Source organism: Stenotrophomonas sp. SMYL41 (assembly GCF_036319965.1).
In the GTDB taxonomy this organism is placed as follows: Bacteria; Pseudomonadota; Gammaproteobacteria; order Xanthomonadales; family Xanthomonadaceae; genus Stenotrophomonas; species Stenotrophomonas maltophilia_R.
The window spans coordinates 88,261-100,191 of sequence record NZ_JAWIRX010000005.1; the positions used below are offsets into that span (position 1 = coordinate 88,261).

The window sequence follows — 11,931 nt, forward strand, 5'->3', positions numbered from 1 at the left end:
ATGGCGGCCGCGCAGGGTGCCCCGCACTGGGCCGACATCGGCGAATCCACCTCGGTGGCCGGCGTGCTGTTCCTGTGCTGGGTGCACCGCTGGTTCGGGCGCTGGCCGTTCCGCCTGTGCGTGTGGCCGGTGGTGGCCTGCCATTGGCTGGGCAACCGCGTTGGACGCCAGGCCTCGATGCAGTACCTGCAGCGTCTGCAGGCGCACAGTGGCGCGCTCGGCCGCACGCCGACCCGGCGTGACAGCCTGCGCCACTTCTTCGCGTTTGCCGACACGATGCTGGACAAGATCCTCGGGCTGGGCGGGCGTTATCCGGCCGGACGCATCCACCTGCATCGCGACCTGGTGCTGGAAAAGATCGCGCGCCGCGAAGGCGGGCTGATCCTCACCGCGCACATCGGCTGCCTGGAACTGTGCCAGGTGCTGGCCGAACAGGTGCCGGGGTTCCGCATCACCGTGCTGGTGCATACCGCGCACGCGCAGCGCTTCAACCGCCTGCTGCAGCGGCTGGACCCGCTGGCGGCGGTGGAACTGGTGCAGGTGACCGAAATGGGGCCGGCCACTGCGGTGATGCTGGCCGAGCGCGTGGCGGCGGGTGGCTTCGTCGCCATCGTTGGCGACCGCACGCCGGTACAGGGCGGCCGCAGCGTCACCGCTGAATTCCTTGGCCACCGCGCGCCGTTCCCGATCGGCGCCTATGTGCTCGCCGCCGCGCTCGGTTGCCCGGTCTACACCATGGCCTGCCTGCACCAGGGCGAGGGCTACCGCGTGGCATTTGAACAGTTCGCCGAGCGCATCGTGCTGCCGCGTGGCTCGCGCGACGCTGCACTGGCCGAACAGGCACAGCGCTTCGCGCGCTGGCTGGAACTCCAGGTCATCCAGTCCCCGTTGGACTGGTTCAATTTCTTCCCCTTCTGGGATCAGGCTCCGCATGACGACTGACGCCGTACCCGTGTGCCGCTTTGGCGATGCACCGTTGACCATTGAAGACGTGGTTGCCCTGGCCCAGCGCCAGTGCGAGGCCGCACTGAGCGACGCGCCGGCGTTCCGCGCGCACATCCAGCGCGGTGCCGATTTCCTCGACCGCCTGCTGCGCGAGGACGGCGTGATCTACGGTGTGACCACCGGCTACGGCGACTCGTGCACGGTGAACATCCCGCCGGCGCTGGTGGCGGAACTGCCGCACCACCTGTACACCTACCACGGCTGCGGCCTGGGCCGTTACCTGGACCCGGTCGAGACCCGCGCCGTGCTGGCCGCGCGCCTGGCGTCGCTGGTGCGCGGCATGTCCGGTGTCAGCGTGCCGCTGCTGGAAGGCCTGGCCACGCTGCTGCAGCACGACGTGCTGCCGATGATTCCGGCCGAAGGTTCGGTGGGTGCCAGTGGCGACCTGACGCCGCTGTCGTACGTGGCGGCGGTGCTGTGCGGCGAGCGCGAGGTGCTGCACGACGGTCGCGTGCAGCCGGCGGCCGAGGTGCTGGCGAAGATCGGCATGACCCCGCTGAAGCTGCGGCCGAAGGAAGGCCTGGCGATCATGAACGGTACCGCGGTGATGACCGGCCTGGCTTGCCTGGCCTGGCAGCGCGCTGATTACCTTGCGCGCATGGCCACGCGGCTGACTGCGTTCAACGTGCTGGCCAGCGACGGCAACGCGCACCACTTCGACGAAACCCTGTTCGCCGCCAAGCCGCACCCGGGCCAGGGCCGCATCGCCGCGCGCCTGCGCAGCGACCTGCACAGCGAACGCCCGCCGCGCAATGAACAGCGCCTGCAGGACCGCTACTCGCTGCGCTGCGCACCGCACGTGATCGGCGTGCTGGAGGACAGCCTGCCGTTCCTGCGCCAGCTGATCGAAACCGAGCTGAACAGCGCCAACGACAACCCGCTGATCGATGCCGACGGCGAGCGCATCCTGCATGGCGGCCACTTCTACGGCGGCCACATCGCGCTGGCGATGGACACCCTGAAGAACACCGTGGCCAACGTTGCCGATCTGCTCGACCGGCAGCTGGCACTGGTGGTTGATGCCCGCTACAACCACGGCCTGCCGGCCAACCTGTCGGCGGCCACCGGCCCGCGCGCAGCCATCAACCATGGCCTGAAGGCGCTGCAGATCAGTGTTTCGGCCTGGACTGCCGAAGCGCTCAAGCAGACCATGCCGGCCAGCGTGTTCTCGCGTTCCACCGAGTGCCACAACCAGGACAAGGTCAGCATGGGCACCATCGCCGCGCGCGACTGCCTGCGCGTGATCGAGCTGACTGAACAGGTGGTGGCCGCGATGCTGATCGCCGCCCGCCAGGGCCTGGCGCTGCGCGAACGGGTTGGCCTGAACGCGCAGCTGCATGGCAGTCTGGCCGACATGTACGCCGACCTCGGGCAGCGCATCGCCCTGGTTGAAGAAGACCGCGCGCTGGATCGCGAACTGCGGGAGCTGCTGGTGGAGATCCGCGCGCAACGTTGGGAGCTGTATGCCGGTGAATGAGGCCATCGAACGGGTCGGCGAGATTGCGCTGACCCCTGCCTTCCATGACTGCGATCCGATGAACGTGGTCTGGCATGGCAACTACTTCAAGTACTTCGAGATCGCGCGCTGTGCGCTGCTCGGGCGCTACGACTACGACTACCCGCAGATGCTCGAATCGGGCTACCTGTGGCCGGTGGTCGATGCCCGGGTGAAGTACGTGCGCCCGCTGCTGTTCAACCAGGCGCTGCGCGTGATCGCGCGCATCGTGGAATGGGAGAACCGGCTGAAGATCGAGTACGAAATCGTCGATGTGCAGAGCGGCCAGGTGCTGACCCGCGCGATGACCATCCAGGTCGCGGTGGACGCGGCCAGCAAGGAAATGCTGTACCAGTGCCCGCCGGTACTGTGGGAACGCCTGGGAGTGCCTGCGCCGTGAACATGCTTGCCCGTCTTCCGAGCGTGCTGCTGTGCGCGCTGATGTTCGTTGCCGCACCGCAGGTGCAGGCGGCCGACCCCGCCATCGATGCGATCACCCAGGCGGTGGCGCGGCCGGACGTGCTGCGCGGCCAGTTCAGCCAGGAAAAGCAGGTCAGCGGCTTCAAGAACCCGTTGCGCTCGCAGGGCCGGTTCGTGGTCGCGCGCCAGCACGGCGTGATCTGGTCCACGCTCAAGCCGTTCCCCTCCGAGGTGGTGGTCACCGCCGACCGCATCCTCAGCCGCCAGCGCGATGGCAGCACCCGCGTCGAGCTCGATGCGCGGCAGCAGCCGGCGATGCGTTCGGTGAACGCGATCATGTTCGCGCTGATGAGCGGCGACGTGCAGGCGCTGTCCAGCCAGTTCAAGGTGGCGGCCAGCCGTGAAGGGCAGGGCTGGCGGCTGCGCCTGACGCCGAAGTCGGCGATGCTGGCCAAGGCTTTCGAATCGCTGACCCTGCAGGGCGACCGCTACGTGCGCCAGGTCGAGATCGTGGAGGCCAACAAGGACCGCACGCAGATCCAGTTCAGCGCATTGAGCGAGGCGCCGGCCACGCTCAATGCCGACGAGGCGCGCCGCTTTGAGTGAGGCCGTGGCATCGAATGCACCGGACCGGTTGCGGCGCTGGTGGCACTGGCTGGGCATCGCCTGGCTGGTGCTGCTGCTGGTGCTGGGCGCACAGCAGTGGCAGCTGTGGAGCCAGCAATCGCGGATCGACACCGACATCCTCGCGCTGTTGCCGCAGGATGCGCATGACCGCCTGCTGAGCGACGTCACCCGGCGCATCGCAGATGGCAGCTCGCGGCAGGTGGTGGTGCTGCTCGGCAGCAAGGACGGCGCCGCCGCCAAGCGTGCGCAGGCCGCCTTTGCCGCGGCCATGGCCAAGGACGCCGACCACGCCTTGCTGGTGCCCAGCGGTTCGATCGAAGGCTGGTTCGATGAGGCGCGCGCGTTCTACGCGCCGTACCGCGACCGCCTGCTGACCCCAGCCCAGCGCGAGCAGCTGCAGGTCAGCGAGCCGGCCGCGTTGGCCGAGCAGGCCTTGGCTGCGCTGTACGGCCCGATGGGCGCCCCGCGCCTGACCGACTGGCGGCAAGACCCGTTGTCGCTGTGGCCGCAATGGTGGCAGCAGCAGGCACAGGGTTCAGGATTGCGGCTGGGGGACGACGGCCTGCTCGAGGCCGAAGGCAAGCATTGGGCCGCGCTGCAGTTCGACACGCCGGGTTCGGCGTTCCAGCTCGATGGTGAGCGCCATCTCGATGGCCTGCTGGAGCGCGCCGGGCAGGCCGCCAGGGCGGCGGCGCCCGAGCTGGAAATCCTGCATGCTGGCGTGCCGCTGCACGCCGAGGCGGCTGCGGTGCAGGCCAACCAGGAGATCAACACCATCGGCTGGGGCTCGCTGGCCGCGGTGCTGCTGCTGGTATGGCTGGCGTTCCGCTCGCTGCGGCCGATCCTGCTGGTCGCCGCATCGTTGCTGATTGGCTGTGGCGTGGCGCTGGCGGTGACCGTGCTGGTGTTCGGCAAGGTGCACGTGCTCACCCTGGTGTTCGGTGCCTCGCTGGTGGGCGTGGCCGAGGATTACGGCATCCACTGGTTTGCCTCGCGCCAGGCCGAGCCGGCCGATCGCCGCTGGAAACTGCTGCGTCACCTGTTGCCGGGCCTGTGGCTGGCCCTGCTGACCAGCGCGCTGGCCTACGTGGCACTGGGCCTGGCGCCGTTCCCGGGCCTGCGCCAGATGGCGCTGTTCTCGGTGGTCGGCCTGGCTGCCGCCTTCCTTACCGTGATCTTCTGGTTCCCGTGGCTGGATGGCGGCGAGATCCGCCAGACCCGTTTCTCGCAGTGGCTGGGCAACACGCTGGAGCGCTTCCCGCGCCTGCATGGCCGCCGCAGGGTGACGATGTTCCTGGTGATCACGCTGGCGCTGTCTGCCATCGGTATTGCCCGCCTGCAGAGCAATGACGACCTGCGCAGCCTGCAGTCCTCGCCGCCGGCATTGATGGCCCAGCAGATCCGCCTGAGCCAGCTGCTGGGCATGCCCAGCCCGGCGCAGTTCTACCTGGTGCAGGGCAGTGACGCCGCACAGCTGCTGCAGCGTGAGGAAGCGCTGACTGAACGCCTGCGTGTATTGGCCAATGAGAAGCGCATTGGTGGCTACCGCGCGATCAGCGACTGGTTGCCGTCGCCGGCGCGCCAGCAGGCCGACGCCGCGCTGACCGCGAAGGTGGAACCGGGCGTGCTGGATGCGGTGTCCGATGCGGTCGGCGAACCCCTGCCGCGCCCGGACTTCGCCGCCACGCCGCTGACTGCCGAGGCGTTCCTGGCCTCGCCAGCCTCGCAGCCGTTCCGTCACCTGTGGGTAGGCAAGGTCGGTGGGCAGATGATCAGCGTGGTGATGGTCGATGACCTGTCGCGCGCCGATGCGCTGGCCACCCTGCGTGGGGCGGCCGAGGGCCTGGCGGGTGTGCGCTGGGTGGACCGCACCGCCGACTTCTCGCAGCTGCTGGGCCACTACCGCAAGCTGATGGGTGGGCTGCTGCTGGTCGGCATCGTGCTGGTGTTCGGCGCGCTGTGGCTGCGCTACCGCCGCCAGGCCTGGCGCGTGTTCGCGCCGACCCTGATTGCCGGCGCGCTGACCCTGGGCCTGCTGGGCCTGTTCGGCCAGCCGCTGCAGCTGTTCAACGTGCTGGCACTGATGCTGCTGCTGGGCATGGGCATCGACTACGGCATCTTCCTGATCGAGCACCGCGGCGACGCCAGCGCGTGGCTGGCGGTGTGCGTGGGTGCCGCCAGTACCTGGCTGTCGTTCGGCCTGCTGGGACTGTCGCAGACGCCGGCGCTGCGCGCGTTCGGCCTGACCCTGCTGTTCGGCATTGGCCTGGTCTGGCTGATCTCGCCGTTGTTCCGGCCGCCGCCGCACGATCTGCCGCCGGCCTGAGCCGGTTCTCCGACCTCCTTACTTTCCACTTGATCGAGCAACAAGGACGCACCGATGAATACTGCTGTGGATGCTGTCGAACGTACTGAAATCCTGATCATCGGCGCCGGCCCGGCCGGCTCCGTGGCCGCGGCGATGCTGCGCCAGCAGGGCCGCCAGGTGCTGATGCTGGAGCGCCAGCAGTTCCCGCGCTTCTCCATCGGTGAAAGCCTGCTGCCGCAAAGCATGGAATACATCGAAGCCGCCGGGCTGTTGCAGGACGTGGTCGAAGCAGGTTTCCAGCACAAGAACGGCGCTGCCTTCGTGCATGGCGAGGCGCGCACCGCGTTCGACTTCAGGAAGAAGTTCTCGCCAGGCTGGGGCACCACCTACCAGGTGCAGCGCGCCGACTTCGACAACGTGCTGGCGCGCGGCGCCGAGCGCATGGGCACCACGCTGCGCTTCGGCGATGAAGTGCTTGCGGTCGAGCCGGGCGAGCAACCGGCGGTGACCGTGCGTCGCCCGGACGGCAGCGAGTACCGCATCGAGGCCGATTTCATCCTGGATGCGTCCGGTTTCGCGCGCCTGCTGCCGCGCCTGCTGCAGCTGGAATCGCCGTCCAATTTCCCGGTGCGTGGCGCGATCTTCTGCCACGTGCGCGACAACATTCCGGCTGAAGCGGACTTCGACCGCAACAAGATCCTGATCACCACCCATCCCGAGCACATCGACGTCTGGTACTGGACGATCCCGTTCTCCAACGGCTGCTGCTCGCTGGGCGTGGTTGCCGAACCGTCGTTCTTCGAACGCTACAAGGGCGACGACCTGCAGAAGCTGCAGGCCATCGTTGGCGAGGACCCCAACCTGACCCGCCTGCTGGCCAATGCCGAATGGGCGGTGCTGCCGGTACGCCGCATCACCGGCTACTCGGCCAATGTCAGCTCGCTGTGGGGCCCGGGCTACGCCCTGCTGGGCAATGCCGGCGAGTTCCTCGACCCGGTGTTCTCCTCCGGCGTCACCATCGCCTTCAAGTCGGCGCAGTTGGCCAGCGAATGCCTGGCGCGCCGTTATGCCGGTGAAACCGTCGACTGGGAAGCCGAGTTCTCGATCCCGCTGCGTGCCGGTGTGAAGACCTTCCGCCGCTTCGTCGAAAGCTGGTACGAAGGCGGGTTCCAGAAGATCATCTACCACCCGCAGCAACAGCCCGAAGTACGCGACATGATCAGTTCCATCCTGGCCGGCTACGCCTGGGACACCAACAATCCGTATGTGGCCGACGAAAGCGGCCGCCGCATGCGCGTGCTGGAGCAGCTGTGCAGCGCGTGATCGCCCGTACCGTGGCCGTGCTGTTGTGCCTGCTGCTGGCGGCCTGTGCCGGCCGCATGCCGAAGCCGCAGGTGGAACTGCCGCCGCTGCGCCTGTCGCCGGCCAGCCTGCCGTCGCCGTTGGCGCTGCAGCAACAGCTGCATTTCCGTTTCGGCAGCCATGAGCGCGACCTCGACGCCTTGCTGGAAGCCGACGCGCAGCAGGTGCGGCTGGCGGTTCAGGCGATGGGGCAGACCGGCGTGCGCCTGCAGTGGGACGGCCAGCAACTGACCCAGCAGCGCGCGCCGTGGCTGCCGCCACAGGTGCGTGCCGAACGTGTGCTGGATGACCTGCAGTTCGCGCTGTGGCCGACCGCGGCTATTGCCGCCGCGTTGCCGGCCGGCTGGAATGTCAGCGATGACGGTCATCAGCGCAGCCTGTCGCGCGACGGCACGGTGTGGCTGCAGCTGCAGCGCCTGGACGATGGCAGCGTGCAGCTGGACAACCGCGCCGAAGGCTACGCCCTGCGCATCGAGTCGATCGACATGGCCGGGCAGGACCCATGAGTGCACCGATCTACCTGAATGATCTGGGCGTGGTCTGTGCGCTCGGCGATGGCCGTGCCGCTGTGACGTCGGCACTGTTCGCCGACGCGCCGGGCGGGCTCAGTGACAACGACAGCCTGTTGCCGGGACGCACCCTGGCGCTGGGAGAAGTCCGCACGCCGCTGCCGACGCTGGATGACCTGCCGGTGGCCCTGCGCGGGCGCAACAACGCCCTGCTGGACGTGGCACTGGCGCAGATCGCACCGGCAGTGGCCGCCGCGATTGCCCGCCATGGCGCCGGGCGCGTGGCGGTGGTGCTGGGCACCAGCACCTCCGGCATCGGTGAATCCGAGCAGGCCCTGCGCAGCCACGCCGAACAGGGCCAGTGGCCGCAGGGCTTCGACTACGCCCAGCAGGAGATGGGTACTGCCGCGCAGTTCGTGCGCCAGCGCAGTGGCGCGCAGGGGCCGGCATGGACCCTGTCCACCGCCTGCTCGTCCAGCGCCAAAGCGCTGATGTCGGCCGCGCGCATGCTGCGCGCCGGCATCGTCGATGCGGTGATCGCCGGGGGCGCCGATTCGCTGTGCCGTTTCACCGTGGCCGGCTTCAGCGCGCTGGAATCGGTATCGGCATTGCGCTGCAATCCGTTCTCGCAGCATCGCGCCGGCATCAACATCGGGGAGGGGGCGGCGTTGTTCCTGCTCACCCGCGAGCCCGGCCCGGTATGCCTGGCCGGGTGGGGCGAGTCGGCCGATGCGCACCACATGTCGGCCCCCGATCCGCAGGGGCTGGGCGCCATCGATGCCCTGCAGCAGGCGCTGCTGCGTGCCGGCTGGGCGGCCGACGAAGTGGACTACGTGAACCTGCATGGCACCGCCACCGGCCACAACGATGCGATGGAAAGCCTGGCGGTCTCGCAGGTGCTGGGCAACAGCGTGCCGGCCAGTTCGACCAAGCCATTGACCGGCCATACGCTGGGCGCCTCGGGTGCGATCGAGGCGGCACTATGCTGGATCCTGCTGGCCGAGAACCCACAGCAGCTGCTGCCGCCCCACTGGTGGGACGGCGTGGCCGATCCCGCATTGCCGGTGCTGCCGCTGGTCGTGCCGGGCTCCCGCCTGGCGCACCCCCCGCGGCGGGTGCTGAGCAATTCGTTCGCCTTCGGCGGCAGCAATGCCGTGCTGGCGCTGGAGCGCCGATGAACACGCTGTACGCGATCGAAGACGTGGTCCCGCACCGCCAGGACATGTGCCTGCTGGAGCGCATCACGCGGTGGGACCAGGACGCCATCGAGGCCGAACTGGTGGTGCCCGAGGCCGGCCTGTTCGTGGAGAACGGCGAGGTGCCGGCGTGGGTCGGCATCGAATACATGGCGCAGGCCATCGCGGCCTGGGCCGGCTGCCGAGCGCGTGCGGCCGGCAAGCCACCGCAGCTCGGCTTCCTGCTCGGCAGCCGGCGCTACAGCAGCCGCTGCAGCGGCTTTCCCAGTGGCACCCGGCTGCGCGTACAGGCGCGCTGCGAGCTGTTGGGTGACAATGGATTGGGGATGTTCGCCTGCCGCATCCTGGCGGGCGAGGACGAATGGGCGACAGCCAACGTATCGGTATTCGAACCGGCCGATGCGATGGCCTATCTGGAGAGTGGACAGGCATGACAGGGAATCGAAGCGTGCTGGTGACCGGCGCCAGCCGGGGTATCGGCCGGGCCATCGCGCTGCGCATCGCGCGTGATGGCTTCGACGTGGTGGTGCACTGCCGCAGCCGCGTGGAAGAGGCACAGGCCGTGGTGGCCGAGATCCAGGCCCTGGGCCGGCAGGCCCGCGTGCTGGCGTTCGACGTAGCCGACCGCGAGGCCGCACGCGCTGCGCTGGAGGCCGATGTCGAAGCACACGGCGCGTACTACGGCGTGGTCTGCAATGCCGGCATCGCCCGCGATGGCGCCTTCCCGGCGCTTTCGGCGGAGGATTGGGACCAGGTCATCCACACCAACCTGGATGGCTTCTACAACGTGCTGCATCCGCTGATCATGCCGATGGTGCGGCGGCGCAAGCCGGGCCGCATCGTCACCCTGTCGTCGGTGTCCGGGCTGGCCGGCAACCGCGGCCAGGTCAACTACAGCGCGGCCAAGGCCGGCATCATCGGTGCCACCAAGGCACTGGCGCTGGAACTGGCCAGCCGCCAGATCACCGTCAACTGCGTGGCCCCGGGCCTGATCGAGACCGAAATGCTCAACGATGAAGTGATCGAACATGCGCTCAAGCTGATTCCCGCCGGCCGTGTCGGTCGGCCGGAGGAAGTGGCAGCCACGGTTGCCTTCCTGCTGTCCGAACCGGCCGGCTACATCACCCGCCAGGTGATCTCGGTGAACGGGGGCATGCTCTGATGGCCGCCGATCGTCGCGTGGTGGTTACCGGTGCCGCCGCCATCAGTCCGCTCGGCCACGACTGGCCCACCATCGAGGCGCACCTGCGCAGCTGCCGCAATGCCGTGCGCACGATGCCCGAATGGGACGTCTATGCCGGGCTGAACACCAAGCTGGCCGCGCCGGCGCAGGACTTCGAGCTGCCCCCGAACTACAACCGCAAGACCACCCGCTCGATGGGCAAGGTCGCGATCATGTCGGTGCGCGCCACCGAGGTGGCGCTGCGCGAAGCCGGCCTGCACGAGCACCCGGTACTGCGCAGCGGCCGCACCGGCGTGGCCTACGGCTCGTCCTCGGGCAGCCATGAGGCTACCGGCGAATTCGGTCGCATGCTCAACGAATTCACCACCGACGGCATCAGCGCCACCACCTACCTGAAGATGATGAGCCACACGGCGCCGGTCAACATCGGCGTGTTCTTCGGGTTGTCCGGGCGCGTCTACACCACCTCCAGTGCCTGCACTTCCGGCAGCCAGGGCGTGGGCGCGGCCTATGAAGCGATCCGCAGTGGCAAGCAGACGGTGATGGTGGCCGGCGGCGCCGAGCAGCTCGATGCCACCGCAGCGGCGGTGTTCGACACGTTGTTCGCCACCAGCGTGCGCAATGACGCACCGCAGACCACCCCGCGCCCGTTCGATGCCGGTCGTGACGGCCTGGTGCTGGGCGAGGGCGCCTGCACATTGATCCTGGAAGACCTGGAGCACGCGCAGGCACGCGGCGCCACCATCCTTGCCGAGGTGGTCGGCTACGGCACCAACAGCGATGGCCAGCACGTCACCCAGCCCAGCGCCGACACCATGGCCCAGGCCATGCGCCTGGCGCTGGAGGATGCCGGCCTGGAGCCGGCGCAGATCGACTACGTCAACGCGCACGGCACTGCCACCGACCACGGTGACATCGCCGAAACCCAGGCGACCGCGCAGGTGTTCGGCAGCCGCGTGCCGATCAGCTCGCTGAAGAGCTACGTCGGCCACATGCTGGGTGCCTGTGGTGCGTTCGAGGCCTGGCTGAGCATCGAGATGATGCGCGCCGGCTGGTTCGCGCCGACCCTGAACCTGGCCGAGGTCGATCCGCGCTGTGGCCAGCTCGACTTCATCACCGGACAGGGCCGCGAACTGCAGGCCGAGTACGTGATGAGCAACAACTTCGCCTTCGGCGGCATCAACACCTCGCTGGTGTTCCGCCGATGGCGCGAGTGATCCACCGCCGCTGATCCACCACCCACCGCACTGTTTCCGCTACCCACCCGCACCTTCGACAAGGAGATGTTCCGATGCGCCGCACTCTCATGATCGCCACCGCCACCGCGCTGCTGGCCCTGTCCTCCACCGCTTCTGCCCGCGATACCCGCGTGGAGCAGTCCCTGCAGGAACTGGTCAATTCGCAGGCCGCCAAGGACGCCGGCATCGACGGCAGCGTCCGCTTCTACCTGGCCGGCCAGCCGGTCAGCGTGCAGCAGCGCCTGGGCGAGGACGTGACCAACAAGAAGACCAACGCCGCCAACAAGAGCGATGCCGAGGCCTGCCGCTGGGTCGCACTGTCGGCGCTGCGCGCATTGCAGGACGGTGCCAAGTCGCGCGGCGCCAACGCCGTGGTCGACATCGTCAGCTACTACAAGAAGAACGAGTTCAAGAGCAGCACCAACTACGAGTGCTACGCCGGCGCCATCCTGGCCGGCGTTGCGCTGAAGGGCACCTATGCCAAGGTCAAGTAAGCGCCCGCGCGGCGGCGGTGCTGGCTGAACGCCGCCGCCACATTGCTGAACCCCGCTGGGGAAACGCCGTCGATCACGCCGCCATCGTCGGCTG

At 68.6% G+C, this 11,931-nt stretch carries 12 protein-coding genes; all 12 read left to right on the top strand.

Annotation, left to right across the window (positions count from 1 at the left end):
- Positions 1-942, top strand: coding sequence for an acyltransferase (locus tag V3B30_RS07760; RefSeq protein ID WP_100474695.1), 942 nt, complete (start codon positions 1-3; stop codon positions 940-942).
- The gene (locus V3B30_RS07765; protein ID WP_032960620.1) at positions 932-2,482 is read left to right on the top strand and encodes an aromatic amino acid ammonia-lyase; all 1,551 of its coding nucleotides are present in this window, start codon (positions 932-934) and stop codon (positions 2,480-2,482) included. Before V3B30_RS07760 ends, V3B30_RS07765 begins: the two co-directional genes overlap by 11 nt.
- Complete coding sequence (locus tag V3B30_RS07770) at positions 2,469-2,900, top strand: acyl-CoA thioesterase (protein ID WP_262084224.1); 432 nt, start codon at positions 2,469-2,471, stop codon at positions 2,898-2,900. Before V3B30_RS07765 ends, V3B30_RS07770 begins: the two co-directional genes overlap by 14 nt.
- Before the next feature lie 2 nt (positions 2,901-2,902).
- Positions 2,903-3,526: an outer membrane lipoprotein carrier protein LolA gene (locus V3B30_RS07775; RefSeq protein ID WP_262084335.1), complete on the top strand. Its 624-nt coding sequence runs from the start codon at positions 2,903-2,905 to the stop codon at positions 3,524-3,526.
- Positions 3,498-5,873 carry a hypothetical protein gene (locus V3B30_RS07780; RefSeq protein ID WP_262084225.1) on the top strand — a complete coding sequence of 792 codons (2,376 nt, stop codon included), beginning with the start codon at positions 3,498-3,500 and terminating at the stop codon, positions 5,871-5,873. Before V3B30_RS07775 ends, V3B30_RS07780 begins: the two co-directional genes overlap by 29 nt.
- Before the next feature lie 54 nt (positions 5,874-5,927).
- On the top strand, positions 5,928-7,178 hold the full coding sequence (locus V3B30_RS07785; RefSeq protein WP_262084226.1) for an NAD(P)/FAD-dependent oxidoreductase: 1,251 nt from the start codon (positions 5,928-5,930) through the stop codon (positions 7,176-7,178).
- A complete protein-coding gene (locus V3B30_RS07790; RefSeq protein WP_315973590.1) occupies positions 7,166-7,723 on the top strand; it encodes a DUF3261 domain-containing protein in 558 nt (185 codons plus the stop codon). Before V3B30_RS07785 ends, V3B30_RS07790 begins: the two co-directional genes overlap by 13 nt.
- Complete coding sequence (locus V3B30_RS07795) at positions 7,720-8,904, top strand: beta-ketoacyl-ACP synthase (protein WP_262084228.1); 1,185 nt, start codon at positions 7,720-7,722, stop codon at positions 8,902-8,904. Before V3B30_RS07790 ends, V3B30_RS07795 begins: the two co-directional genes overlap by 4 nt.
- Positions 8,901-9,356 (top strand): hotdog family protein, encoded by a 456-nt coding sequence (locus tag V3B30_RS07800; RefSeq protein ID WP_100474678.1) that lies wholly within the window; start codon positions 8,901-8,903, stop codon positions 9,354-9,356. The genes V3B30_RS07795 and V3B30_RS07800 overlap by 4 nt, the downstream gene beginning before the upstream one ends.
- On the top strand, positions 9,353-10,084 hold the full coding sequence (locus tag V3B30_RS07805) for a 3-ketoacyl-ACP reductase FabG2 (RefSeq protein WP_100474675.1): 732 nt from the start codon (positions 9,353-9,355) through the stop codon (positions 10,082-10,084). The genes V3B30_RS07800 and V3B30_RS07805 overlap by 4 nt, the downstream gene beginning before the upstream one ends.
- Entirely contained in the window at positions 10,084-11,322 is a 1,239-nt protein-coding gene (locus V3B30_RS07810) for a beta-ketoacyl-ACP synthase (RefSeq protein WP_100474672.1), read from the top strand. Before V3B30_RS07805 ends, V3B30_RS07810 begins: the two co-directional genes overlap by 1 nt.
- 74 nt (positions 11,323-11,396) lie before the next feature.
- Positions 11,397-11,837, top strand: a complete 441-nt coding sequence (locus V3B30_RS07815; protein WP_100474669.1) for an excinuclease ATPase subunit — start codon at positions 11,397-11,399, stop codon at positions 11,835-11,837.
- Positions 11,838-11,931: the final 94 nt, after the last annotated feature.